Source organism: Streptomyces sp. NPDC007901 (genome assembly GCF_042959465.1).
Taxonomy (GTDB): Bacteria; Actinomycetota; Actinomycetes; order Streptomycetales; family Streptomycetaceae; genus Streptomyces.
Genome location: NZ_JBIBKW010000008.1, coordinates 87,126 through 112,978 on the forward strand (window position 1 = coordinate 87,126; position 25,853 = coordinate 112,978).

Genomic DNA, 25,853 nt, shown 5'->3' on the forward strand with positions numbered 1-25,853 from the left:
TCAGCGCGACGACTGCGACGGCTGCGAAGCCTGCGGCGACTGGGGCGACTGGGGCGACTGCTGGGCCTTGCTGCTCTGTACGGCGTTGAACTCGGCGACGTTGCGCTGCTGTTCGGCGTAGTCGGCGGTGAACCGTGTGTCGCCCGGCTTGACCGTGACGAAGTACAGCCAGTTGCCCGGCGGCGGGTTGAGCGCGGCGCGCATCGCGTCCTCGCCCGGGTTGTCGATCGGGCTGGGCGGCAGGCCCATGCGCTGGTAGGAGTTGTACGGGCTCTCGCTGCGGGTGTCGTCCAGCGTGGTCTTGAGGGTGCTGCGGTTGAGGCCGTAGTTGAGGGTGGAGTCCATCTGCAGCGGCATGCCGTTCTGCAGCCGGTTGAAGATGACCCGGGCCACCTTCCCCATGTCGGCCTTGTTCCCGGCCTCGGCCTGGGCGATGCTGGCGATGATCACCGCCTGGTAGACGTTCATGGCGTTGCGCTGCGCGCCCGCCGCGACGGGCGCCCCCTCGAACTTCTGGTTGGCGGTGTCGACCATGTACCGCAGCACCGACTGCGGGGTCGCGTCCTTGTCCAGGGGGTAGCTGGCCGGGAAGAGGTAGCCCTCCGGGTTGCCCCCGGCGTCGCTGGGCAGTTTCAGGCCCGCGGTGCCGACGGACTTCTTGGTGCTGCCGGCGGGCAGGGCGAGGGCCTTGTCGACGGCGTCGTAGACCTGGGACGCGCGCCAGCCCTCCGGGATGACCAGGGTGGCGGGCCGGGAAGTCCCGCTGTGGGCCAGGTACAGCAGCGGCACCGCCACGGCGGCGCCCGCCACGACGGCGCCGGTCACACCGAGCACCAGCCTGCCCCGGCGCGTGAGCCGGACCGTCCTGCGCCGAGTCGGGTGCGGTCGGCCGGTGTTCCGACGGATCGTGCTCCGTGGCGGAGTGTTCGTCTGCATGCGGGAACGTTAGCCCGCATATTGCCCCAAACCCGACATATCTTCAGCTTGTCGACCTCAGTTTGTCGGCGGAGTCGCGTGTCGGCGCCCCCGGTCGCCCCGTCGGCGCCCCGGCCGTCGCGCCGCCTCCCACTGGCTCGCCTCTTCGGTCCCGACCGGCTCGACCGGCACACCCGGCCCGCCCGGCTCGACCGCCGGGTCCCCCGCCGTCTCCAGCCGGGCGTCCCGCCGCACCAGTTCCGCGTACCGCCCGTCGAGCTCCAGGAGTTCCTCGTGCGTGCCGCGTTCGGCCACCTGCCCGGAGTCGAGGACGACGATCTGGTCGGCGCCGCGGATCGTGGACAGCCGGTGGGCGATGGTGAGCGTCGTCCGGTTGGCCGACAGCGCGTCGATGGCCTCCTGGACGGCGTGTTCGGTGCGGGTGTCCAGGGCGCTGGTCGCCTCGTCGAGGATGAGGACCGGCGGGTCGCGCAGGATGGTGCGGGCGATGGCCAGCCGCTGCTTCTCGCCGCCGGAGAAGCGGTGACCGCGCTCGCCGACGACCGTGTCGTAGCCGTCGGGCAGCCCGGCGATGTGGTCGTGTATCTGGGCCGCGCGGGCGGCCGCGTGGAGTTCCTCGTCGGTGGCGTCCGGCTTGGCGAAGCGCAGGTTGTCGGCGACCGAGGCGTGGAAGAGGTACGTCTCCTGGGAGACGACGCCGACCGCGCGGGCGAGGGTGTCGAAGTCGAGGTCACGGACGTCGACGCCGTCCAGGGTGACCCGGCCGCCCGTGACGTCGTAGAGCCGGGGAACCAGGTAGCCGAGCGTGGACTTGCCGGCGCCGGTCGGACCTACGACGGCCAGGCTGCCGCCCGCCGGGACAGTGAGGTCGATGCCGTCGAGGACGGGGCCGCTCTTGCCGTCGTAGCGGAACTCGACCTTCTCGAAGCGGACCTCGCCCTTGACCCGGTCCAGGTGCACCGGCTCGTCCCGCTCGGTGATGTCGATGGGCAGGTCGAGGTACTCGAAGATGCGCTGGAAGAGCGCGAGGGAGGTCTGGATCTGGACGCCGGTCGCCAGCAGGCTCACGGCCGGGCGGAACAGGCCCTGCTGGAGCGAGACGAAGGCGACGATGGTGCCCAGCGAGATCTGCGGGCCGCCCGTCTGGAGGGCCATGCCGGCGGTCCAGTAGATGACGGCGGGCATCGCGGCCATCACGATCGTGATCACGGCCATCCGCCAGCGGCCGGCCATGTTCGAGCGCACTTCCAGGTCGACCAGCTGCTCGGACTCCTCGGCAAAGGAGGCGGTGAGCGAGTCGGCGCGGCCCATGGTCCGGCCGAGCAGGATGCCGCTGACGGAGAGGGACTCGGTGACCGTGGCGGCCATCGCGGCCATCTGCTTCTGGCGCTGGGTGGTGATCTTCTTGCGTTCGTTGCCGACTCGGCGGCTGATCCACACGAAGACGGGGAGCAGGACCAGCGAGACGACGGTGAGACGCCAGTCGAGGGCGATCATCGCGACGATCGTGGCGACCACGCTGGTCAGGTTGGAGACCAGGGAGGTGGCGGTGGAGGTGACGGTGGCCTGCATGCCGCCGATGTCGTTGGCGATGCGGGACTGCACCTCGCCGGTGCGGGTGCGGGTGAAGAAGGCGAGCGACATGCGCTGCAGCCGGCCGTAGACGGCGGTGCGCAGGTCGTGCATGACGCGCTGGCCGACGGTGGTGGATATCAGCGTCTGCAGGACGCCGAAGACGCTGGAGAGGACGGCACTGAGGATCATGCCCAGCGCGAGCAGGCTGAGCAGTCCGGTGCGGCCCTGCGGGATCGCGGTGTCGAGGGTCGCCTTCAGCAGGAACGGCGTGGCGACCGAGACCAGCGAGGAGGCGCCGACCAGCAGGCCGACGATCGCGAGCCGGCCGCGATAGGGGCGGAAGAGCGTGAGGATACGGCGTACCTGGCGGGGCTGTCCGGCCGAAGTGCCGTCGGGGGTCCAGTTGATCTCGTCTCGGGGCATGGCTCCTACGGATGGGTGCGGTGTGTGCGGACTGGCGGAGCATAGCTCACTGTTACCTACGCTCACAATGAACTAGGTCCTGATATTATTCCCGCATGAGCACCCCCGATCCCGACGGCCCGCTCGCCGAGCAGCTGCTGCGCCTGACGCGCCGGGTGTGGCGTATCCAGAAGCGCCATCTGGAGGCGCGCGATCTCGGCGTCACGCCGGCGCAGTCCCGTCTGCTGCGCACCCTCGCGCACTACGACGCACCGCCGCGCATGGCCGACCTCGCGGAGCGCCTGGAGGTGGTGCCGCGCGCCGTGACGACCCTGGTCGACGGTCTGGAGGCGAGCGGCAAGGTGCGCCGGGTGGCGGACCCGACGAACCGCCGGGTGACCCGGATCGAGATCACGGACGAGGGGCGCGAGACCCTGCGCGAGCTGCGGGCGGCCCGGAGGTCCGCCGCCGAGGAGATCCTGGCTCCGCTCTCGGAGGAGCAGCGCAAGGTGCTGGGCGGGCTGCTGGACACGCTGGTCGACGGGCCGGTGACGGCGAAGCGCTGCTGAGACACGCTGCCGAGAGATGAGAAAGCGGCTTCCCCGCCCGGCGTTTCCGGGAGGGGAAGCCGCTTCCGCCGTACGGCCCGGCCGTCAGCTTTCGGACACCAGCTCCTCGGCCGGTTCGTTCTCCGTCACGACCGGGGTCTCGCCGCCGAGCGCCCGCTTCGCCCGCTCGATGTCCAGCGCACCCTCCCAGCGGGACACCGCGAACACGGCGACGCAGTTGCCGAGCAGGTTGGTGACGACGCGCATCGAGTCCATGATGCGGTCGACGCCGAGCAGCAGGGCGACGGCACCGGCCGGGATCGCCCCGAGCGAGGAGGCGGTCGCGGACAGGGCGAGGAAAGCCGAGCCGGGGATGCCGGCCATGCCCTTGCTGGTGAGCATCAGCACCAGGACCACGGTGATCTGCTGACCCAGGCTCAGGTCGACGCCCACGGCCTGCGCGATGAACAGGGTGCCGATGGAGAGGTAGAGCGAGGCCCCGTCGAGGTTGAAGGAGTACCCGGTGGGCAGCACCAGCCCGACGGCGTCGTCCCGCGCGCCGGCCTTGCGCAGCTTCTGCATCACGCGCGGCAGTACGGACTCCGTGGAGGCGGTGCCCAGCGCGAGCAGCAGCTCCTCGCGGATGTAGCGGACGAACTTCCAGAGGCTGAGCCCGGTGAGGGCCTTCAGGGCGACGGCGAGCAGGGCGATGAAGAGGGCGGCGGCCGCGTAGCAGAGGACGATAAGCTTGGCGTAGGTCTCGATGACGCCCAGCCCGTACTGGCCGATCAGGACGGCCATCGCGCCGAAGACGGCGATCGGGGCGAGGCGCATCACGAAGCCGACGATCGCGAAGATGATCTCCTGGGCCTGCTCGATGGCCGGCAGCACCTGCGGCACCTTGGTGTGGCCGAGGTGGAGCAGGGCCGCGCCCACCAGGCAGGCCAGGACGAGCACCTGGAGCAGGGAGTTCTCGGCGAAGGCGCCTATGAAACTGGTGGGCAGGGCGTTGAGCACGAACTCGGTGGTCGAGGGCAGCGAGCCGCCGCCCGTCTTGGCGTCGACCGCCTTGGCGCTCAGCGTGGCCGGGTCGACGTGCATCCCGGAGCCGGGCTGGACGAGGTTGGCGGCGGCGAGGCCGATGACCAGCGCGAGCGTACTGGCCACCTCGAACCAGATCAGGGCCTTGAGCCCGATCCGCCCGAAGGCCTTCAGATCACCGGCCTTGGCGATGCCGACGACGACCACGCAGAAGACGAGCGGCGAGATGATCGTCTTGATGAGCCGGGTGAAACCGTCGCCGAGCGGCTGGAGGTCCGAGGCGAACCCGGGCCACAGCCGCCCGACGACGATTCCGAGCACGAGCGCGCAGGCGACCTGCGCGAAGAGAGAGGTACGCAGTATGCGTGCGGCGCGTCCCGGCAGGGACGGTACGGACTGCGGCACGGGCACTCCTGGTGGGGGGATCGACTCGCGGAAGCCGAGCGGGACTTCTGCGATACGGAAAGCGGCTTCCGCGTCGATCACTCTGGAGGTCTTCTTGATCCCGTCCGAGACCACCGTGTATCAGCCGTGTAAATCACGTTCCGAGTGACACATCGCACACAACTCGGCTCAGCAGCCGCTGCGATCCTCCGTCAGCACCCCCTGTTCGGTGGCCAGCGAACGGTCGTAGCACCCGCCGGAGCCGTACAGCCGGTACCGCTCGCTCGACGTGCCGACCGCGTGCCGCTGGTCGCGCGGTACGCCCAGGGTGTACGTCGCGTCACCGCGGTAGGTGTCGTCCAGCCGCGACCGGCCACCTCCGGCTCCCACGACCGTCGCCCGGTCGCCGAGGGTGAGTTCGGTGCGCAGCCGGTCGTCGGCGCCGACGGTGATGGCGCCGTTCATGGTGTACGTCCGGTGGGTGGCGGTCGTCCGGGGCGCCCCGCCCACCGCTGTCACGGTGACCTTTTGGTCGTCCGTCCAGGTGGCGTCGAGCGCGTCGGTGGTCTCGCCGTCGTTCCAGCGGTGGACGGAGGTGTTGGCCAGCGTCCGGCTGACGGCGGTGGTCACCCGGCCGTGCGAGGTGTCGAGGTATCCGGAGACGGCGAACCGGTGCCCGGCGTCGGTGTCGACCCGGTACTCCCCCGAACCCGGTGTGTACACCGAGGAGTTGGCGGGCTCCGAGGCCGTGGCCCCGGTGAGCCTCCCGGTGAGGTGGGCGCGGTGCGCGTCCTGCCAGACCAGCACGTTCACCGGCGCGCTCCACCCGGCCTGCCCCTCGGGCACCCCGGCGACGGAGACCTCGACCTGGTGCGGGCGGCCGTCGTCGAGCAGTCCGGCGAACGGTGTCAGGTCGTATTCGATCGGCTTGACGTCGAAGGCGCGGGGGCCCGGGATGACGTACCAGAGGAAGGGGTTGGACCAGCCGCCGGTCCACACGTTCGGGAACGGCGCGGCGATTCCGGCCAGTTGGCCGTCGACCTTGATCTGCACCTCCCGGTACGGCCCCTTGTCCGCCTTGCAGGAGTACGACGCCGGGTCGGCCACGGTCAGGTACCAGAACTCCTCGCAGCCGCCGCCGGATCCGGTGGCGTACACCTCGGCGACGATGCGTTCGCTGTTGCGCGGGGCGGTGAGGGTGGTGCCGTCGGTCAGGGTCAGCACCTTGTCGGGGACGGCGGCGGCCCGCGCGCGCCCCTCGTAGAAGGTGAGCGTGGCCTTGACGTCGATGACCCCGGTGTAGGTGTCGTCGACGACGTTGCCGATGAGCATCTCGACGTCCTGGGCCGTGCGGAAGGTGTCGCTGTAGCGCGTGACGTCCTTCTCCACATGCCACTCGATGCCGTCCGGGGAGGGCTCGGGCGTGGAGGTGCGCAGCACCTCGACGCCGCCGACGTGCAGATAGCCCAGGCGGTCGTACTGACGGCCCTTCACCTTGCCGTCGAGCCGCAGCACCACCTTGCTCCACCGGTCACCGCAGCCTCGGGGTGGCGTGTACGTCCCCTGGTACGGCGTGAAGTCGCGGAACTGGGCCTCGGCCAGGGTGACCTGGCAGGACTTGGCACCCTTGGGCACCGACACCGGCGGAGCCGCGGTCACCGGGTCGTGCCAGTCGGTGCCGAACTCGGCCGGGACGTCGGCGGCCCGGGCGGCAGGAGCACCGGTACCGAGGAGGGCGCTCGCGAGGAGTGTCGCCCCTGCGAGCATGGACATGACGATCCGTCTTCTCATGGCCGGTGTTCTACGGGGAGTTGACCATCGACCGCAATGGGGAGACCGGCCGACGGCGGACCGGCGGCCACCCGACCCGCACGGGCGCACCCGATAGGTGCATATGGTGCTATAAGTGGATACTCCTGCCACAGTGCTGCCCATGGAGATCACCACCGCTCGTGTCCGCCGCGCGGCCCTCGCCCTGGCCCTCGGCGGTGCCGTCACCCTCACCTGCGACGCCGTTCTCGCGGGCCTCCCGCACGAGGGCCCCGGCTCCCCCGCTCCGGGCCCCTCGGCCGCCCCGTCCGGACCGGCCCCCGCCCCCGGCGCGCCGGGCATCGGCGATCCGCTCATGCCGCTGGACGGCAACGGCGGCTACACGGTCCGCCGTTACACCCTCGACTTCGACTGGCGGGCACCCGGGACGCCCTTCGAGGCCGGCACCACCATCAGCGCCACCGCCACCCAGGCCCTGTCCCGGTTCGACCTCGACTTCGCGGGCAACACCCTGCACAAGGTCACCGTCGACGGGGCTCCGGCCTCCTTCGTCCGCGACGGCGACGAACTCATCGTCACACCCGCGCGGGCGATCCCGCGCGGCGGCACGTTCACCGTCCGCGTCGCCTACACCGCCGACCCGACCCAGCGCCGGCACCGCGGCGACGCGATCCGCGAGTACGGCTGGGTGCCCACCCCCGACGGCACCCTGATCTGTGCTCAGCCCGACGGCGCCAAGCTGGTCTTCCCGGTGGACGACCACCCCAGCCTGCGGGCGCCCGTCACCTTCCGCATCACCACCCCGCCGGGTGTCCGCGCCGTCGCCAACGGCCGGCTCGTCGACCGCGCCGGGCGCCCCGGCGGACGGGTCCGGTGGACCTACGACTCCGAGGAGCCCATCGCGGCCCAGCTGGTCCAGGTGGCGATCGGGAGGTTCACGGTCCTCGACAGCACAGGCCCGCGCGGGCTGCCCGTCCGGGACGTCGTGCCGGACGGCCTGGTCGCGGACACCGAGGAGCCGCGCTCGCTGACCCCGGAGCACCTCGCCTGGCTGGAGAAGCGGCTCGGCCCGTACCCGTTCCGGCGCTACGGCGTGCTGGTCGGGGACACGGACCTGCCGGTGGCGCTGGAGACGCAGTCGCTGTCCGTCGTACCCAAGGACGACCTGCTGGGCGACCGGGTGGACGCCGAGCGCAACCTCGTCCACGAGCTGACACACCATTGGACGGGTGACAGCGTCGCCATCCGGCGCTGGTCCGACCTGTGGCTGAGTGAGGGTCACGCCCGTTTCTACGAGCGGCTCTACTCCGCCGAGCACGGCGGAGTCAGCATGGAGGACGCCATGCGGGCCGCGTACGAGCAGCACGACCAGTGGCGGCACGACGACGGGGCGCCCGCCGAGCCCACGGAGCCGACGCTCTTCAAGGTGATGCGGTACGACGGCTCGGCGCTGGTGCTGTATGCCCTGCGGGAGAAGGTCGGTGACGAGATGTTCGACCGGATCGAACGGACCTGGGTGACCAGGTACCGGGGCCGCGCGGCCGGCACCCGGGACTTCGTCGCCCTCGCCTCCGAGGTCGCGGGTGAGGATCTGACGCCGTTTCTGACCCCGTGGCTGTACGGGCCGGACACCCCGCCGATGCCGGGTCACCCCGACTGGCAGGTGGACCCGGTCGAGGACTGAGGCCGCGCGATGCGTGGCCGCCCACGGATGACGGGCCGTTGCCCGCCGACCGGGTGGCCTCTGCCGGACCGCTGGGCCACCCCGGTGAAGCTCGGCGCGCCGCATCGCGCCGGGCACGGAAACGTACAGGGGGTGACGTGAAGGGCAACTCCTCTGCCTTGGTTGCGACAAGCGTGGTGGGAGACCCTCTGCAAGCGGTTGGAGACCCTCTGTAATGAGAAGAACTGTCGCTCCACGTGTGCCCGACGCCGCCCGGATCTGCCGCCGGACGGCTTGCCTGCTCGCGACGGCGGCGATGCTGCCACCGCTGCTCATCCTCCCTGCGTCCGGCGACGACGAGGCGGAGGGCCAACGACTGCAGAACGCCTTCACGGACGCCGCACGCGAGTTCCACGTACCGCGCAGTGTGCTCATGAGCGTGTCCTACATGCAGTCGCGCTGGGACGCCCATCCCGGCGCGCCCAGCGTCGCGGGCGGCTACGGGCCGATGCACCTGGTGGACACCGGCCAGGTCCAGGCCGAGGCACCGGCAGCGGGCCCGGTCGAGGCGAACGGGCGGACCACCATGCCGCGCGACCTGACGGCGGGCGGTACGGGAGGTTCGGGCGCCTCGGGCGCTCCGGGCGGTCACACCGTGCAGCCGGCGGACCTGGGACGCGCCGCACGGCTGATCAAGACCCCGGCCGGGCAGCTGCGGACGGACGCCGTCGCCAACGTGCGCGGCGGCGCGGCCCTGCTGGCCGCCACACAGCGGCATCTCGGCAAGCCGCTCAGTGCCCGCCCGGAGGACTGGTGGCAGGCGGTGGAACGTTTCCCCGGCACACCTGACGTCACATCGGCCGCCACCTACGCCGACGACGTCTTCGGCCTGATCCGCCGGGGAGCGCACCGGACCACCGCCGAGGGGCAGGACGTCACGCTGCCGGCCTCCCCCGGCGTCCGCCTGCACCCCGGCCCGCAGTCCGCGCGGCGGCCGAAGAACGTCGAGTGCCCCGCCGACCTGACCTGCGACTGGCTCGCCGCGCCCTATGAGGAGATCGACGACGACGGCGACTACGGCAACCACGACCTGGCCGACCGGCCCCGGGACCAGCGGATCGAGTACATCGTCATCCACGACACCGAGTCGAACCTGCCGAACATGTTCAAGACCGTGCAGGATCCGACGGAGGCGTCCTGGCACTACTCGATCCGTTCCAGCGACGGCCATGTCACCCAGCACGTCAGGACCAAGGACGAGGCCTGGCACTCCGGCAGCAAGTTCGTCAACGCCCGCTCGATCGGCATCGAGCACGAGGGTTTCCTCGCCCACCCCGGGACCTGGTACACGGAGCAGATGTACCGGTCCTCGGCGCGCCTGGTGCGCTACCTGGCGAAGAAGTACAGCGTCCCGATGGACCGGCAGCACATCTTCGGCCATGACAACGTGCCCTCCCCGACCGCCGACAGCATCCCCGAGATGCACGAGGACCCCGGCCCGTTCTGGGACTGGCGGCACTACTTCGAGCTGCTGGGCGCACCGCTGAAGGCCACCGCCGGACCGGACAGCGACATGGTGATGATCCTGCCGGACTACGCCACCTACCAGCCGCGGTACACGGGGTGCGACGGTGACGGCAAGAAGTGCAAGCCGCACGGCTCCAGCGCCGTCCGCCTGCACACCGAACCGGACGAGAACGCCCCGCTGCTCCAGGACCCGGGCCGCAGACCGGACGGCGACGACTCCACCGAGGACGTCAGCGACCTCGGTTCACGCGTCTCCACCGGCCAGGTCTTCGCGGTCGCCGACCGCAGCGGCGAGTGGACGGCGATCTGGTTCCAGGGCAACAAGGCCTGGTTCAGGAACCCCAAGGACCACCCGACGGCCGTCGGCGCGAGCGGGCGCATGATCACGCCGAAGGAGGGACTGGACGAGATCCCGGCGTTCGGCCGGGCCCTCCCGGAGGAGGAGGCCTACCCGGAGGGCGTGGAGGAGGAATCGGAGGCGCCGCTCCCCTACACCATCCGGGCGGGTCAGCGGTATGTGACCCAGGCCGCCGTCGGCAGTTCCTACGTCGACAGGTCGTTCTTCTCCGACACACCGCAGCCCGTGGTGCTGGGCCACGAGAAGTACTACGAGATCCAGCTCGGTCACCGGCTCGCCTACGTCCGCGCGGACGACGTGGACCTGGTGACCGCCCCCGCCGGCGCGGCGGGTGGGGCCGGGCAGCAGAACGGCTCGACCAGGCCGTGAACCACCGACCATTCCTCGCGCGGTGGGCGGCGGACCCTGTCCGGAAGGCAGTGGATTTCGACGGCCGCCCGGGAAAACCGTTTGATTTCGACCACGCTACGACGCGAACCTTTCACGGCTTGTCGCCACCTCCCCCTCCCCCGACACAAGCCGCTGGGACGTCATGCAGATTCAAGATCTTCCGTACTCCGATCCGGGCGTGCCCGACGCGCGTTCGGGTCCCCGATTCCTGTGGTGGCTCGGGCGGAACCAGCTGGGCGGCCAGTTCAAGTCGCTGGCCTGGGGCCTGTTGCACTTCGTGTCCGTCTGCGCGCTGCCGTTCTGTGTGGGCCTCGCCGTCCAGGCCGTCGTCGACCGGTCCGGCACCCGGCTGGCCCTGACGGGCGGTCTGCTGGTGGTGTGCGGTACGGCGATCGCCGTCGGCGACACCTTCCTGCACCGCACCGCCGTCACCAACTGGATCACCGCCGCCGCCCGCGTCCAGCAGCTCCTCGCCCGCAAGGCCGCCCTGCTGGGCTCGGCACTGACCCGCCGGGTCGCGGCCGGCGAGGTGGTGGCGGTCTCCACCGGCGACGTCGAGAAGATCGGCTGGTTCGTCGAGGCGGTCTCCCGCTTCACCGCGGCCGCGGTGACCGTGGTCGTGGTCGGCGTCGCCCTGCTCTTCTACCAGCCCGCGCTCGGCTGGATGGTCGCCGCCGGTCTGCCCCTGGTGGCGCTGGCGGTGCTGCCGCTGCTGCCCCGGGCGACCCGGCGCGCCGACTTCCAGCGCACCAAGGCCGGCCGGGCCACCGAGCTTGCCTCGGACACCGTCGCGGGGCTGCGGGTGCTGCGCGGCATCGGCGGCGAGGACCTCTTCCTCGACCGCTACCGGCGCGCCTCCCAGGAGGTACGGCGCGCGGCGGTGCGCAGCGCCCGGATGTGGTCGCTGATCTCCGCCATCCAGGTGCTGGTGCCCGGGCTGCTGCTGATCGCGGTCGTCTGGCGCGGTGTCCAGCTCGCCCGCGAGGGCCGCGTCACCGTCGGCGAACTGGTCACCGTCTACAGCGCGGTCATGATGCTCAACTATCCGCTGCAGCACTTCACCGAGATCGCCATGGCCTACTCCTTCTCCCGTCCCTCGGCGAAGCGGGCCGCTCGGGTGCTCTCCCTGGAGCGGGCCACGGACACCGGCGGCTCACGCGCGGAGACGGTACCGGACGGCGACCTGTACGACCCGGCCACCGGTCTGCTGGCGCCCGCGGGCCGGCTGACCGCGGTGGTCTGCGGCGACCCCGACGCTGCCGGTCTCCTCGCCGCACGGCTGGGCGGCCACCCCGCCGAGGCCGGCACCTCCGTCCTGCTCGGCGGGGTACCGCTGGACGAACTGCCCCTGGAGGCCGCCCGGACCGCCGTCCTCGTCCAGGACAAGGACCCGGTGCTGCTGTCCGGTTCGCTCCGCGAGCTGCTCGACGTGCCGGCCTCAGGGGCGGTGCGCGCGGCGGACGCGCTGGCCGCCGCCCAGTGCGCGGACGTCCTGGAGGCCCTGATCCAGGGCTCGTTGGACGTCACCGACCCGATGGACGCCCGGATCACCGAGCGGGGCCGCTCCCTGTCCGGCGGGCAGCGCCAGCGGCTCGCCCTGGCCCGGTCGCTGATCACCGACCCGGAGGTGCTCGTCCTGGACGAACCCACCTCCGCCGTCGACTCCCACACGGAGGCACGGATCGCGGAGGGCCTCAGGGAGCTGCGGTCCGGCCGTACGACCGTGGTGTTCACCTCCTCGCCGCTGCTGCTCGACCGGGCCGAACGGGTCGTCCTCGTCCACGAGGGCGAGGTCGTGGCGGTCGGCGTGCACCGCGAGATGGTGCGCACCGAGCCGCAGTACCGGGCGGTGGTGACCCGGGAGACGGCTGAGGAAACCGCCCGTCGAAACCCCGCGGACGACGAGGTCGCGCTGCGCGGCGCGGCACTGGAAGAGATCGAGGAGAGCGCATGATCGGCGTCGCGCCACCGGAATACGACCCGGCGGCCCCGACCACGGCCACCACCCTGCCCGTCGGCGCCACCGCGACCGTCCGCGCCTACGTGGCCGAACTGTTCCGCCGGCACCGCCGGGCCTTCTTCCTCCTGATCACCGTCAACGCGGTGGCCGTGGTCGCCTCCATGGTCGGCCCGTACCTGCTCGGCGGGCTCGTGGAACGGGTCTCGGACGGTACCCGTGAGCTCCATCTGGGCCTGACCATCGGCCTGTTCGCGCTCGCCCTCGCCGTCCAGGCCGTCTTCGTGCGAGAGGTGCGGCAGCGGGGCGCCGTGCTCGGCGAGCGGATGCTGGCCGACCTGCGCGAGGACTTCCTCATCCGCTCGGTCGGGCTGCCGCCGGGCGTGCTGGAGCGGGCCGGCACCGGCGATCTGCTGTCCCGTATCACCACCGACATCGACCGGCTCGGCAACGCGATGCGGGAGGCCGTGCCGCAGCTGTCGATCGGCGTGGTGTGGGTGGCGCTGCTGCTCGGCGGGCTCGTCGTCACGGCGCCACCGCTGGCCGCCACCGTGCTGCTCGCCCTGCCGATCCTGGTCGCCGTCTGCCGCTGGTACTTCAGGCGGGCGCCCTCCGCCTACCGCTCCGAGGCCGCCGGGTACGCGGCCGTGGCCGCCGCCCTCGCGGAGTCCGTGGACGCCGGTCACACCATCGAGGCGCACCGTCTCGGCGCCCGGCGCATCGCCCTGTCCGACCGCCGGGTCAAGGAGTGGACGGCCTGGGAGCGCTACACGCTGTGGCTGCGCTCGGTGCTCTTCCCGGCGCTGAACGCCACGCACACCGTGGTGCTCGGCTCGGTGCTCATGATCGGCGGGGTGTTCGTCCTGCACGGCTGGATCGACGTCGGCCAGCTGACCACGGGCGCGCTCATCGCCCAGATGCTCGTCGAGCCGATCAACCTGATCCTGCGCTGGTACGACGAGGTCCAGGTCGCCCAGGTGTCGCTGGCCCGGCTGGTCGGCGTGCGGGACATCGAGCCCGACGCCGGGGACGCCGCGCTGGCCCCCTCCGGCCGGGAGGTCCACGCGGACCAGGTCCGCTTCGGCTACCTGCAGGGCGTCGACGTGCTGCGCCAGGTCTCCCTGGAGGTCGCGCCCGGCACTCGGCTGGCCCTGGTCGGCCCCTCGGGCGCGGGCAAGTCCACCCTGGGCCGGCTGCTCGCCGGGATCTACGCGCCCCGGGACGGCCGGATCACGCTGGGCGGCGCGGAGCTGTCCCGAATGACCGCCGAACGGGTCCGCTCGCACGTGGCCCTCGTCAACCAGGAGCACCACGTCTTCGTGGGCTCCCTGCGCGACAACCTGCTGCTCGCCCGAACCGACGCCGAGGACGCCGAGCTGTGGGCCGCCCTGGGCGCGGTCGACGCGGACGGCTGGGCGCGGGCCCTGGAGGAGGGCCTGGACACCGAGGTCGGCTCGGGCGGCCTCGCGCTGACCCCGGCGCAGGCCCAGCAGATCGCACTGGCCCGGCTGGTGCTGGCCGACCCGCACACCCTGGTCCTTGACGAGGCGACCTCGCTCCTGGACCCGCGGGCGGCCCGCCATCTGGAACGGTCCCTGGCCCGGGTCCTGGACGGCCGCACCGTGGTCGCCATCGCCCACCGGCTGCACACCGCCCATGACGCGGACGTCATCGCCGTGGTCGAGAACGGCCGAATCAGCGAGCTCGGCAGCCATGACGAGCTGGTGACCGCCGGCGGGCCCTACGCGGCGCTGTGGCGGTCGTGGCACGGGTGACGGGCCGTGGCACGGGGTGCGCGCCGCAGGTCGCGCCCCGTGCCGTTGCGCGGGTGCGAGCAGGGGTGGAAGGCTGGAGAGCGGCACCGGTGCGGAAACCGACCGGGAACCGCAGGGTTCGCGCCGTGTGAGACCCGTGCCGAGCGTGCCGGCGGCCCGCCCCGCGGACCGCGTCCTCACTCCCTGGAGGTAGCCGTGACCACCGCCGACGGATGGGGGGACGACGTCTACCAGCCCGACGGATCCGAGATCCGCGAGGACACGGGACTGCTCGACGTGGAGGACACGCTGGAGTCCGACGGCGTCAGCGATCCCCTGGACCGTGGCTGGTCCCCGCCCGAACGGCCGTGGGCCGTGGAGCACACCGGGGTGACCGCGGCGGAGCGCCACCGGGGCGAGACCCTGGACCAGCGGCTCGCCGAGGAGCTGCCCGATCCGGGCGTCCCGGACGACGACGGCATCGGCGACTGCCAGGGCAGCGACGGCGAACCCCTGGACAACGAGGTCGGCGATCTGCGCTCCGGCCGCCTGGTGGCCCCGAACGAGGGGGCGCACGAGGACGACGAGAACGGCCTGGTCGCCACCGACATCGGCATCGACGGCGCCGGGGCCTCCGCCGAGGAGGCCGCGATGCACATCGTCGACGAGGACACCGCCTACGGCTGAGCCCTTCCGTCCGCGCCCGACCGCCCCGACCGCTCTGTCCGAGGAGCCGCCATGCAGCAGGACAAGCACCCCGACTACCATCCCGTGGTCTTCCGCGACCGGGCCGCCGGTTACGCGTTCCTGACCCGGTCGACCGCGACCAGCGAGCAGACCATCGAGTGGGACGACGGCCAGACCTACCCCGTGGTCGACGTGGAGATCTCCTCCGAGAGCCACCCCTTCTACACGGGCAAGGCCCGCACGGTGGACACCGAGGGCCGCGTCGCCGCCTTCGAGCGCCGCTACGGGAACGGCTCGGGGAAGGCCGGCTGACCCTGGCCCTCGGGGCTCCCTCGGGGTCAGATCACGTTGAGGGCGGCGGCGCAGCCTATGCCGCCCAGCACCATGAACACGGGCATCAGCACCTTCAGCTCGACCCAGCTGCCCGCGCGGAACCGCATCACCTTCGGCGGGCCCAGCGGGTACCAGCGCTTGCGGCCGATCGGGATGGGCCACAGGATCGGGCAGCCGGAGACCGTCAGCGCGTCCCCGATGTCGTGCACCAGCGCCCCCAGCACCACCGGCAGCCCCAGCCACAGGTACTCCTGGCCGGGCTGGGTGAACAGCCAGTCCGCGCCGTTGCCCGGCTTGTCCAGGACTTCCGCCAGGATCCAGGCGCTGGTCGCCGCCAGCAGCCACACCAGCACATCGCTGCTGGAGCCGCGGGCGGCCCGCCACAGCAGACCCTCGATCGCCAGCACCATGTGCGCGAAGAGGATCGCCAGCACCGCCCACCGGCCGCCCAGGATCGCCGCGGCCGAGCAGCCTCCGCCGATCATCGCCGCCCACACCCAGGTGTGGGTCAGGGTGCGGTGCCCACCGTTGCGGCGCGGGTCGCCGGGCTTGCGGGTCGCCTTGTAGACGGCGTAGGAGAGCTTGTCGACGATCTCGCAGAGCCAGCGCGAGAGCGGTCCGAAGGCGCGCGAGATGGTGGCGGCCTTGTGGTCGAGATCCGGGGCGAGCGCGGCGCCGGCGCAGATCAGCGCCCCGACCAGCAGCACCGGCCAGGGCATCGCATGCCCGGCCGCTGCCGCCGCGGCTCCTACGCCGAGCCAGGCGGCGGCCCCCGACAGTGAGTGTGCTGGTCCCATCATGGCCGTTGCCCGCCCCATTCCTCGTATGCCGCTGTCCAGTTGACCGGGTGCGATGACGCTCCGTCGGCGACACAGCGTAGCGGCCATGATCTTCGTGCTCGCAGCCGATTCCCCTCTCACCACCAAGGCCAGGCAAGATGGGTCCGTGACCCTCATCGATCGACTGCCGCCGACCGCCGACCCCGACGCCCTCTACGAAGCCTTCGAGTCCTGGGCCGAGGAGCGTGGCCTCACGCTCTACCCGCACCAGGAGGAGGCGCTGATCGAGGCGGTCTCCGGGGCGAACGTGATCGTGTCGACGCCGACCGGCTCCGGCAAGAGCATGATCGCGGCGGGCGCGCACTTCGCCGCGCTCGCCCGTGACGAGGTCACCTTCTACACGGCTCCGATCAAGGCGCTGGTGTCGGAGAAGTTCTTCGAGCTGTGCAAGATCTTCGGCACCGAGAACGTCGGCATGCTCACCGGCGACGCCTCCGTGAACTCCGACGCGCCCGTCATCTGCTGCACCGCCGAGGTGCTCGCCTCCATCGCCCTGCGCGACGGCAGGCAGGCGGACGTCGGCCAGGTCGTCATGGACGAGTTCCACTTCTACGCGGAGGGCGACCGCGGCTGGGCCTGGCAGATCCCGCTCCTCGAACTCCCCCAGGCGCAGTTCATCCTCATGTCGGCCACCCTCGGCGACGTCTCCTTCTTCGAGAAGGACCTGACCCGCCGCACCGGTCGCCCCACCGCGGTGGTCCGCTCGGCGACCCGTCCGGTGCCGCTCTCCTACGAGTACCAGCTCACCCCGATGACCGAGACGCTCACCGAGCTCCTGGAGAGCAGGCAGGCGCCGGTGTACATCGTGCACTTCACGCAGGCCCAGGCGGTGGAGCGGGCGCAGGCGCTGATGAGCATCAACATGTGCTCGAAGGGCGAGAAGGAGCAGATCGCCGAGCTGATCGGCAACTTCCGCTTCACCACCAAGTTCGGCCAGAACCTCTCCCGTTACGTCCGGCACGGCATCGGCGTGCACCACGCCGGCATGCTCCCCAAGTACCGGCGCTTGGTGGAGAAGCTCGCGCAGGCCGGTCTGCTGAAGGTCATCTGCGGCACCGACACCCTGGGCGTGGGCGTCAACGTGCCCATCCGCACGGTGCTGTTCACCGCCCTCACCAAGTACGACGGCAACCGGGTGCGCACCCTGCGCGCCCGTGAGTTCCACCAGATCGCCGGCCGTGCGGGCCGGGCAGGCTTCGACACGGCAGGTCTGGTGGTCGCCCAGGCGCCCGAGCACGTCATCGAGAACGAGAAGGCGCTGGCGAAGGCGGGCGACGACCCGAAGAAGCGGCGCAAGGTGGTGCGCAAGAAGGCGCCGGAGGGCTTCGTCGGCTGGACGGAGAACACCTTCGAGAAGCTGATCGCGTCCGAACCGGAGCCGCTGACCTCGCGTTTCCGCGTGACGCACACGATGCTGCTGTCGGTGATCGCCCGCCCGGGCAACGCCTTCGATGCCATGCGCCACCTTCTGGAGGACAACCACGAGCCGCGCAAGCAGCAGCTGCGGCACATCCGCCGGGCGATCGCGATCTACCGGTCGCTGCTCGACGGCGGCATCGTCGAGAAGCTCGACGAGCCCGACGCCACCGGCCGCATCGTCCGGCTCACCGTCGACCTCCAGCAGGACTTCGCGCTCAACCAGCCGCTGTCGACCTTCGCCCTGGCCGCGTTCGAACTCCTCGACCCCGAATCGCCGTCCTACGCTCTCGACATGGTGTCCGTCGTCGAGTCCACCCTGGACGATCCGCGCCAGATCCTCGCCGCCCAGATGAACAAGGCGAAGGGCGAGGCCGTGGCCGCGATGAAGGCGGACGGCGTCGAGTACGAGGAGCGCATGGAGCGCCTCCAGGACGTCACGTACCCGAAGCCCCTGGAGGAGCTGCTCTTCCACGCGTACAACACGTACCGCAAGAGCCACCCCTGGGTCGGCGACCATCCGCTGTCGCCGAAGTCGGTCATCCGGGACATGTACGAACGGGCGCTGACCTTCACCGAGTTGGTGTCGGTCTACGAGCTGGCCCGCACCGAGGGCATCGTGCTGCGCTACCTCGCGAGCGCCTACAAGGCCCTCGACCACAACATCCCGGACGACCTGAAGTCCGAGGACCTGCAAGACCTGATCGAGTGGCTGGGCGAGATGGTGCGCCAGGTCGACTCCAGCCTGCTGGACGAGTGGGAGCAGCTCGCCAATCCGGAGGAGATGACCGCCGAGGAGGCCCAGGAGAAGGCCGACGAGGTCAAGCCAGTCACCGCCAACGCGCGCGCCTTCCGGGTCCTGGTCCGCAACGCGATGTTCCGGCGCGTGGAGCTCGCCGCACTCGACCAGGTCGAGGAACTGGGCGAGATGGACGCGGAGTCCGGCTGGGACGCCGACGCCTGGGGCGACGCGATGGACAAGTACTGGGACGAGTACGAGGACCTGGGCACCGGCCCCGACGCCCGCGGCCCCAAGCTGCTCGTCATCCAGGAGGAGCCGCAGAACGCGCTGTGGCGGGTCCGCCAGATCTTCGACGACCCGAACAGCGACCACGACTGGGGCATCAGCGCGGAGATCGACCTGACGGCCTCCGACGCCGAGGGCCGCGCGATCGTCCGCGTCACCGATGTCGGCCAGCTCTGACCCGGCCTGCCCCGACCACAGGAGAACCCCACCCATGACGAACCCGGCCGAGAGACTGGTCGACCTGCTCGACCTGGAGCAGATCGAGGTCAACATCTTCCGCGGCCGCAGCCCCCAGGAGTCCCTCCAGCGGGTCTTCGGCGGCCAGGTGGCCGGGCAGGCGCTGGTCGCCGCCAGCCGCACCGTGGAGAACGACCGCCCGGTGCACTCGCTGCACGCGTACTTCCTGCGTCCCGGCCGGCCGGGGGTGCCGATCGTGTACCAGGTCGAACGGGTCAGGGACGGACGGTCGTTCACGACGCGCCGGGTCACCGCCGTGCAGCAGGGCCGCACGATCTTCAATCTGACCGCCTCCTTCCACAAGCCTGAGGTGGGAGCCTTCGAGCACCAGTTGCCGCCGTTCCGGGAGGTGCCGCACCCCGAGTCGCTGCCCACGCTCGCGGAGGAGATCCGCAAGCATCTGGGCGAGCTGCCGGAGCAGTTGGAGCGGATGGCGCGTAGGCAGCCCTTCGACATCCGCTACGTGGACCGGCTGCGCTGGCACCCCGAGGAGATAGCGGGTGCCGAGCCCCGCAGCGCGGTGTGGATGCGCGCGGTCGGCCCGCTGGGCGACGACCCGCTGGTGCACACCTGCGCGCTGACCTACGCCAGCGACATGACCCTGCTGGACGCGGTGCGCGTCCCGGTCGAACCGCTGTGGGGGCCGCGGAACTTCGACATCGCCTCGCTGGATCACGCGATGTGGTTCCACCGGCCGTTCCGGGCGGACGAGTGGTTCCTGTACGAGCAGGAGTCCCCCGTCGCCACGGGCGGGCTGGGTCTGGCCCGCGGGCGGGTCTACGACCTGGAGGGGCGGCTGCTGGTGTCGGTCGTCCAGGAAGGGCTTTTCCGGGCCCTGTAGTTCGGGCTCGGAGTGCCGAGTTCAGTGGGCGAGGCGGGGGCTTCTGCGGCGCAGCCATGCGCGCAGGCCGTGCGCGGGCCGGGGCGGTGCCGGGGGGCGAGGCGGTGCGGCAAGGTGTTCAGCCGGGGCGGCAGGGTCTTGAGTCGGTGCGGCAGGGTTGTGGGCCGGTGCGGCAGCGCGGGGTGCCGGCCGGAGCGTGCGGGCTTGGGCCACCTCCCGTGCCAGCTCGCTCCGGAACCAGCCGATCTCGTCCGGGTCGTCCGCCGTCATGAGCTCCTCGGCGAGCTGCGCGGCGGACGAGCCCGGCGCACCGTGGGCGGGTGGGGCCGAACGGAGGGACCTGACGTACGCGCGCTCGTGGAGGTCCGTCAGAACCTCGTCGATCTCTTCGGGGTCCAGGAAGCCCGCCACCGCACCGGCCCGCTCCCACGGCCCGTCCGCCTGCCTCAACAGGAAGCCGCAGTGGCGTCCCCGCCAGTTCCGGGCCCGCTGGTCCGCGCCCGCGTTCAGCCGGTCGCGCAGGTCTTCGGGGGTACGGCCGGTGAGCAGCCGCGCGTTCTTCTCGTCGGCCGCGAACCGCCGTAGCTCCTCGGCCAGATAGAGCCAGACCACGGCCCGATAGCGATTGGGATACCACTTCACGGGGGTGGTCAGGCCCAGTTTGGCGAACCGGGTGAACCTGCTCGCCGGGATCTTCATCAGGGCCGCGCCCTCGGCCGTCCCCACGACCCGCACGCTCTCGCGGAGGGAATCGGCCCGGGCCAGGAGCCGGTCGATCTCGGCGCGTGGGACGCGGCGGCCTCCACCGCCGCCCTCGTCGGGCACCGTACGGATTCGGCCAAGATGCACCGCGAGGTCGAACTCGCCTCGCTTGAGGCCCAGTTCTCGAGCCGCGCGGCTCGACGCGCAGGTGAGCGGGCGGGGCTGGGTGATGGCGTGGCTGCCGGGCATGGTCGTTCTCCCCCGTGGAGCGGGTGGCTCGCGCCGGGTGCGCTCGCCGTGGAAAAGACCGTAGCCGCTGCGGCGAATCTCGTGGCAGACCTGTGGATAACCCCGCGGCTTACGATGAATCCGCAGGTCAGAGGTCCATCACGGAGGTTCTCTCCGGCTGCCGGGCGCCCACGCCGAGGTGTTCGCCGACGCGGTTCACCAGCAGGGTCATCTCATAGGCGATCAGGCCGATGTCGGCCTCGGCGCCGCTGAGCACGCACAGACAACTGCCGGTTCCGGCGGCGGTGACGAACAGGACCGCGTCGTCGTACTCGATCATCGTCTGGCGGACCTGACCGGCGCCGAAGTGGCGTCCGGAGCCCTTGGCGAGGCTGTGCAGCCCGGAGGCAACGGCGGCCAGATGCTCCGCGTCCTCCCGGCGAAGGCCCGTGCTCGCGCCCGTGACCAGCCCGTCGTTCGACAGGACCAGCGCGTGCCGTACGTGCTCCACGCGCTCGGTCAGGTCGTCGAGCAGCCAGCCGAGTCCCTGGTTCTGCGCCATGTCCCGCGTCTCCCCGTGTGCCCTCTCCCCCTGGCTGGAGGATCTCCCCGCCAGCCTTCCCCACCACCGGCGTCCGGGCAAGGAGGATGGGGACATGGCACAGAAGATGACCGACGAGGAATGGCGGGCGTTCGTCTCGCACGGCACCCGCACCGGCAAGCTGTCCACCGTCAACGCCGACGGCAGCCCGCATGTGGCCCCCATCTGGTTCCTGCTGGAGGGAGACGATCTGGTCTTCAACACCGGCAAGGAGACCGTGAAGGGGCGCAATCTCACCCGCGACGGGCGGGTCGCCCTGTGCGTGGACGACGACCGGCCCCCCTTCCATTTCGTGGTGCTGAGCGGGCGTGCCCGGTTGTCGGAGGAGCTGGACGAAGTACGTGATTGGGCCACCCGGATCTCCGCTCGGTACATGGGAGAGGAGCGGGCCGAGGAGTTCGGCGCCCGCAACGGCGTCCCGGGCGAGCTGGTGGTCCGGGTCGCCGTGGAGAAGGTGGTGGCGCTCAAGGACCTCGCTGACTGAGGTTCAGCCCACCGAGTCGAGGAGCCGGGCGGTGTGCATCCGCCCGGCGTACTCGACGAGGCGGATCAGCACCTCCTTGCCGGAGTCCCGGTCGCGGGCGTCGCACAGGACCACCGGCGTGCCCTGGTCCAGGTCGAGGGCCCGGCAGACGTCGTGGGCGCCGTAGGCCCGGGCGCCGGTGAAGCAGTTGACGGCGACGACGAACGGAATGTGCCGGTGCTCGAAGTAGTCGACCGCCGGGAAGCAGTCCTCCAGACGGCGGGTGTCGGCGAGGACGACGGCACCGAGGGCCCCTTGCGACAGCTCGTCCCAGAGGAACCAGAACCGGTCCTGCCCCGGGGTGCCGAAGAGGTACAGGGAGAGCCCGGAGCGGATGGTGATGCGTCCGAAGTCCATGGCGACGGTGGTGGTGACCTTCTGGTCCACGCCGTCCGTGTCGTCTACCAACTGGCCCGCTTCGCTCAGCATTTCCTCGGTGCGCAGCGGCCGGATCTCGCTGACGGCACCGACCAGGGTCGTCTTGCCGACGCCGAAGCCGCCGGCGACCAATATCTTGAGCGCCATGGCCGCCGTGTCGTCGGCGGCGGGCTCGGAGTGCTCGGAGACCATGATCACTTCTCTCGGGAGGGCCGGCTTCGGTCGACGTCTGGGGGTTCGGCACACTGCGGGTGGTCAGGACGCGAAGCCAGCATCATGACAACTGCCGCTCGGCCGCGGACGGTTGGACCGGAACGCGTCGGTGCTGACCGGCTCGTGCCCGGTTGGTTCCGGATGGTCATCTACAGTGCCCGCAATCCCTCGATGACCTCGCGCAGAATCCGTTCGTCGGGGAGCTGCGCCGGTGGCACCGGGCGGCTCACGGTGACGCAGCCCAGTTCCAGCAGATCGCCCAGGAGCACCCGGACCACCCCCACGGGGAGGTCGGCTCCGGCGGCGAGTTCGGCGACGGACTGCGTCTCCACCCGGCACAGGTCGATCAGCGCCCGGTGTTCGGGGCCGAGCGGGGTGTCGTCGTCCACGCCGGGTGCGCCCGGGTCGAGGGTGACCAGGGCGATCAGGTCGAACCGCACCCCGGTGGGGCCCGGTCTGGTGCGGCCGCCGGTCATGGCGTAGGGGCGGACCAGCGGCCCGGCCTCGTTGTCGTACCACTGGCTGCCCGGCTCGTGCGGGGTGCCGCTCGCGTACTCGGTCATCGGGGGCGGTCTTCCGGTTCATCCGGCGGCGGGCGGCCGCGCGCCGACGCGCGGCGCGGTGTAGAGGTGCTCTCCGACGCGCTTGACCAGGCGGGCCATCTCGTAGGCGACCAGGCCGATGTCGGCGGTGACGTCGGTGAGCAGGGCGAGGCAGGAGCCGTCGCCGGCGGCGGCCACGAAGAGGAAGGCGTCGTCCATCTCGACCATCGTCTGGCGCACCCCGCCCGCCCCGAAGTGCCGTCCGGCGCCCTTGGCGAGGCTGTTGAAGCCGGAGGCCACGGCGGCGAGGTGCTCGGCGTCCTCGCGCTTGAGGCCGGTCGAGGCGCCGACGGCGAGGCCGTCGTTGGACAGCACGACGGCATGCCGTACCTCCGTGACGCGCAGCACCAGGTCGTCCAGCAGCCAGTCGAGTTCGCCGGAGCGCCGGTCCGCCCTTGTGCTCGGGTCCTGGATCATGCGCGGTCTCCTTCGGTGCTGTCGGTGCCCTCGGCGGGTTCCGGGGCGGCTCCGCGGCCGGGTTTCCTGCCGCCGCCACGTGCCCAGCCGTCGCGGTAGGCCGCCATGCGGTCGCGGACGAGTTCGGGGGTGCGCTCGTCGCCCCGGCGGGCGGGCGCGGGCTCCTCGGCGCGCGGAGCGCGTAGTTGGGGGGCGAGGCTCGCCTGCCGTACCCGGCGCGGAAGGTCGTCGTCCAGGGGCTCGGAGTCGTGCGGTGGGCGGTGCGGCCTCAAGGTGGTGACTCCGGGAGGTGGCGGCTCGGGAGCCGCCGGCTGCGGGGACGGGCGGGCGGTGACGGTCAGGGCGGGCCGGTCGGCGGGGACGGCCTCCGGAAGGGCGGCGTCGGGCACGCGCGCGTACGCGCGCTCCGGGGCCGGTTCGGTGTCGGTCGCCGGACGGCCGGAACGTTCCGCCGGACCGCCGTGCAGCAGGGCCTTCGGCAGCAGCACCACCGCGGTGGTGCCGCCGTAGGGGGAGGTGCGCAGATGCACCTTGATCCCGTGGCGGGCCGCGAGCCTGCTGACCACGAAGAGGCCGAGCCGGTCGCTGTCGAACAGGTCGAGGGCCTCGGACTGCTCGATGCGCCGGTTGGCCTCGGCGAGGGTCTCCTGGCCCATGCCGAGGCCGCGGTCCTCGACCTCCAGGGCGTAGCCGTTGCCGACGGGCTCTCCGGTGATCCGCACGCGCGTGTGCGGCGGCGAGAACTGGGCGGCGTTCTCCACGACCTCGGCGAGCAGATGGGTGAGGTCGGCGACGGCCGCGCCGACGACGGCCGCCTCGGGGAGCTGGCGTACCTCCACGCGCGCGTAGTCCTCGACCTCCGAGACGGCGGCCCGTACGACGTTGGTGAGGGACACCGGCATGCGCCAGGCCCGGCCGGGGGCCGCCCCGGAGAGGATGATCAGGCTCTCCGCGTGGCGGCGCATGCGGGTGGTGAGGTGGTCGAGGCGGAAGAGGTCGCTCAGTTCGTTGGGGTCGTCGGAGCGGCGTTCCATGCTGTCCAGCAGGCTCAGCTGGCGGTGGACCAGGACCTGGCTACGGCGGGCGAGGTTGACGAACACGCCCGAGATGCCGCTGGCGAGTTCGGCGCGCTCCATGGCCGCGCGCAGGGCGGCGCGGTGCACGGTGCCGAGGGCCTCGGCGACCTGCCCTGTCTCGTCCTCCGCGGCCGGCCCCGGGGGCGCCTCCGCGCGGATGTCGATCTCCTCGCCGGCCCGCAGTCTGCGCATGGCCTCGGGGAGTTTGCGGCGCGCGATCTCCAGGGCGCTGTTGCGCAGGCTCACCAGCTCCACCACGAGACCGCGTCCGATGCGGACGGAGATGACGAGCGAGGCGGCCACGGCGAGCAGTCCCAGGAGGACGGCGGCACCGGCCGGGGTGAGCAGCCCGCGCGCGAACGGATCGGCCCGGCCCGCGACTGTGCGCGCCGTGTCGGTCTGGATGGTGCGCATGCCGTCCTGCACGCGCGCGTGGGCGGTGTCCCAGGCGGGTTCCGGAGCGGCGTGCAGGGCCTTGGCGCCAGGTGGACTCGCGAGGATCCGGTCCTCGGCGGCGCCCAGCGCGGTGTAGTCGTCGCCGCCGGTGAGCCGGCGCCAGGCGGTGCGCTGGGCGCCGGGCAGGTCGGCGACGGCCGTGTCGGTGAGAGCACGGCGGGTGTCGACGGCGCCGGTGAACAGCCGCAGCCGCTCGCCGTCGAGGCCGCCGGCCAGCCGCGCGCCGGCGAGGACCGCGTCCTCCTGGGCCAGTGCCTCGCCCGCGCGGGAGAATTCGAGCAGCACGCGCGCGTCGGAGCCCATGTCGTCGGCCTGGATGCCGGTGAGGGCACCGTCCACGGCGAAGGCCGAGGCGATGGTCCGCGTGTACCGCCCGTAGGCCTCGTCCCAGCCGGTGCCGCGGTCCTGTATCGCGGTCCGCAGCGTACGCAGCTGCTCCGCGCCGGAGACGAAGGTCTCCAGGCGCCGGGCGACACCGGAGGGCAGCTCCTCGCTGTCGGCGACGGTGCTGCCCTTGCCGAGCCGCAGTCCGGCCACGGCCCGGTCGGTGCGGGCGCCGAGTCTCCTGAGATCCCCGGTCTGTTCGGCGGTGGGATCGGTCGCGTACCGGACGGCCGCGGCGCGCTCGGCCTGGAGCGCGGCGACGGCGGTGGCGACCGGGGTCCGCAGCGCCGTGTCGACGCGCTGGGACTGGCGCAGGCGGGAGACGTCCTGGGCCGTCGTGACCGTGGCGTACGCCCACAGGGCGAGCAGCGACATGACCGGAACCATGAGCAGGCAGACGACCTTGGCCCGGACGGTCCGGGGGCGGATCCGCCAACCGCCCGCGTGCGGGGGCGTGCCGTCGGCGGCGTCGACGAGGTCGGCGACCGGTTCGTCGGCGGGTGGTCCGGCGTGCGCGCGACGGCCGCGCGGAGGTCGCGGGGACGGTGTCTCCGGGCCTGTGCTGGGGGTCCTACGGGGCGTACGCAT

The 25,853-nt window shown here is 71.8% G+C and carries 21 protein-coding genes; 10 read left to right on the forward strand and 11 right to left on the reverse strand.

The genetic code is table 11. The features are described 5' to 3' along the window. Both mltG and ACFZDK_RS25895 read right to left on the reverse strand, forming a co-directional pair. A complete protein-coding gene (mltG, locus tag ACFZDK_RS25890; RefSeq protein ID WP_390976041.1) occupies positions 1-936 on the reverse strand; it encodes an endolytic transglycosylase MltG in 936 nt (311 codons plus the stop codon). A gap of 57 nt (positions 937-993) precedes the next feature. Next, the gene (locus ACFZDK_RS25895; protein WP_390976043.1) at positions 994-2,934 is read right to left on the reverse strand and encodes an ABC transporter transmembrane domain-containing protein; all 1,941 of its coding nucleotides are present in this window, start codon (positions 2,932-2,934) and stop codon (positions 994-996) included. A 95-nt stretch (positions 2,935-3,029) separates the two neighbouring features. On the opposite strand from ACFZDK_RS25895, the gene ACFZDK_RS25900 reads away from it, so the two are divergent. Then, complete coding sequence (locus ACFZDK_RS25900; RefSeq protein WP_390976045.1) at positions 3,030-3,482, forward strand: MarR family transcriptional regulator; 453 nt, start codon at positions 3,030-3,032, stop codon at positions 3,480-3,482. 84 nt (positions 3,483-3,566) lie between these two features. Here ACFZDK_RS25900 and ACFZDK_RS25905 read toward each other — a convergent pair whose 3' ends face one another. Further along, positions 3,567-4,907, reverse strand: a complete 1,341-nt coding sequence (locus ACFZDK_RS25905) for a cation:dicarboxylate symporter family transporter (protein WP_390976500.1) — start codon at positions 4,905-4,907, stop codon at positions 3,567-3,569. 168 nt (positions 4,908-5,075) lie between these two features. Continuing rightward, positions 5,076-6,677: a peptide-N4-asparagine amidase gene (locus ACFZDK_RS25910; RefSeq protein WP_390976047.1), complete on the reverse strand. Its 1,602-nt coding sequence runs from the start codon at positions 6,675-6,677 to the stop codon at positions 5,076-5,078. A gap of 142 nt (positions 6,678-6,819) precedes the next feature. Here ACFZDK_RS25910 and ACFZDK_RS25915 point away from each other — a divergent pair, with 142 nt between their 5' ends. The 6 genes from ACFZDK_RS25915 (at position 6,820) to ACFZDK_RS25940 (ending at position 15,304) form a co-directional block, all read left to right on the forward strand. After that, the gene (locus ACFZDK_RS25915) at positions 6,820-8,340 is read left to right on the forward strand and encodes a M1 family aminopeptidase (RefSeq protein WP_390976049.1); all 1,521 of its coding nucleotides are present in this window, start codon (positions 6,820-6,822) and stop codon (positions 8,338-8,340) included. A gap of 214 nt (positions 8,341-8,554) precedes the next feature. Next, the gene (locus ACFZDK_RS25920; protein ID WP_390976051.1) at positions 8,555-10,573 is read left to right on the forward strand and encodes an N-acetylmuramoyl-L-alanine amidase; all 2,019 of its coding nucleotides are present in this window, start codon (positions 8,555-8,557) and stop codon (positions 10,571-10,573) included. Between the two features lie 163 nt (positions 10,574-10,736). Beyond that, positions 10,737-12,548, forward strand: a complete 1,812-nt coding sequence (locus ACFZDK_RS25925) for an ABC transporter transmembrane domain-containing protein (protein WP_390976053.1) — start codon at positions 10,737-10,739, stop codon at positions 12,546-12,548. Next, positions 12,545-14,326: an ATP-binding cassette domain-containing protein gene (locus ACFZDK_RS25930; RefSeq protein ID WP_390976055.1), complete on the forward strand. Its 1,782-nt coding sequence runs from the start codon at positions 12,545-12,547 to the stop codon at positions 14,324-14,326. The genes ACFZDK_RS25925 and ACFZDK_RS25930 overlap by 4 nt, the downstream gene beginning before the upstream one ends. A gap of 195 nt (positions 14,327-14,521) precedes the next feature. After that, complete coding sequence (locus ACFZDK_RS25935) at positions 14,522-14,992, forward strand: DUF5709 domain-containing protein (protein WP_390976057.1); 471 nt, start codon at positions 14,522-14,524, stop codon at positions 14,990-14,992. Between the two features lie 51 nt (positions 14,993-15,043). Then, a complete protein-coding gene (locus tag ACFZDK_RS25940) occupies positions 15,044-15,304 on the forward strand; it encodes a type B 50S ribosomal protein L31 (RefSeq protein ID WP_355711964.1) in 261 nt (86 codons plus the stop codon). Between the two features lie 26 nt (positions 15,305-15,330). On the opposite strand, the gene ACFZDK_RS25945 is transcribed toward ACFZDK_RS25940, so the two are convergent. Then, positions 15,331-16,125, reverse strand: coding sequence for a metal-dependent hydrolase (locus tag ACFZDK_RS25945; RefSeq protein WP_390976060.1), 795 nt, complete (start codon positions 16,123-16,125; stop codon positions 15,331-15,333). Positions 16,126-16,270: 145 nt separating this feature from the next. On the opposite strand from ACFZDK_RS25945, the gene ACFZDK_RS25950 reads away from it, so the two are divergent. Further along, positions 16,271-18,784, forward strand: a complete 2,514-nt coding sequence (locus tag ACFZDK_RS25950; protein ID WP_390976062.1) for a DUF3516 domain-containing protein — start codon at positions 16,271-16,273, stop codon at positions 18,782-18,784. A 34-nt stretch (positions 18,785-18,818) separates the two neighbouring features. Beyond that, positions 18,819-19,685 (forward strand): acyl-CoA thioesterase domain-containing protein, encoded by an 867-nt coding sequence (locus ACFZDK_RS25955; RefSeq protein WP_390976064.1) that lies wholly within the window; start codon positions 18,819-18,821, stop codon positions 19,683-19,685. A gap of 21 nt (positions 19,686-19,706) precedes the next feature. Here ACFZDK_RS25955 and ACFZDK_RS25960 read toward each other — a convergent pair whose 3' ends face one another. Then, positions 19,707-20,636, reverse strand: a complete 930-nt coding sequence (locus ACFZDK_RS25960; RefSeq protein WP_390976066.1) for a DUF6397 family protein — start codon at positions 20,634-20,636, stop codon at positions 19,707-19,709. A gap of 127 nt (positions 20,637-20,763) precedes the next feature. Next, on the reverse strand, positions 20,764-21,177 hold the full coding sequence (locus ACFZDK_RS25965; protein WP_390976068.1) for a roadblock/LC7 domain-containing protein: 414 nt from the start codon (positions 21,175-21,177) through the stop codon (positions 20,764-20,766). A gap of 94 nt (positions 21,178-21,271) precedes the next feature. Between ACFZDK_RS25965 and ACFZDK_RS25970 the strand changes: the two genes are divergently transcribed. Continuing rightward, the gene (locus ACFZDK_RS25970; protein WP_390976069.1) at positions 21,272-21,700 is read left to right on the forward strand and encodes a TIGR03618 family F420-dependent PPOX class oxidoreductase; all 429 of its coding nucleotides are present in this window, start codon (positions 21,272-21,274) and stop codon (positions 21,698-21,700) included. Between the two features lie 3 nt (positions 21,701-21,703). Here the strand turns inward: ACFZDK_RS25970 and ACFZDK_RS25975 are convergent, their stop codons facing one another. The 4 genes from ACFZDK_RS25975 to ACFZDK_RS25990 all read right to left on the reverse strand — a co-directional run bounded on the left by ACFZDK_RS25975 (position 21,704) and on the right by ACFZDK_RS25990 (position 25,853). After that, positions 21,704-22,309, reverse strand: coding sequence for an ATP/GTP-binding protein (locus ACFZDK_RS25975; protein ID WP_390976072.1), 606 nt, complete (start codon positions 22,307-22,309; stop codon positions 21,704-21,706). 170 nt (positions 22,310-22,479) lie between these two features. After that, positions 22,480-22,893, reverse strand: a complete 414-nt coding sequence (locus tag ACFZDK_RS25980) for a DUF742 domain-containing protein (RefSeq protein ID WP_390976074.1) — start codon at positions 22,891-22,893, stop codon at positions 22,480-22,482. Positions 22,894-22,911: 18 nt separating this feature from the next. Beyond that, complete coding sequence (locus ACFZDK_RS25985; protein WP_355711946.1) at positions 22,912-23,349, reverse strand: roadblock/LC7 domain-containing protein; 438 nt, start codon at positions 23,347-23,349, stop codon at positions 22,912-22,914. Then, positions 23,346-25,853, reverse strand: coding sequence for a nitrate- and nitrite sensing domain-containing protein (locus ACFZDK_RS25990; protein WP_390976076.1), 2,508 nt, complete (start codon positions 25,851-25,853; stop codon positions 23,346-23,348). The genes ACFZDK_RS25985 and ACFZDK_RS25990 overlap by 4 nt, the downstream gene beginning before the upstream one ends.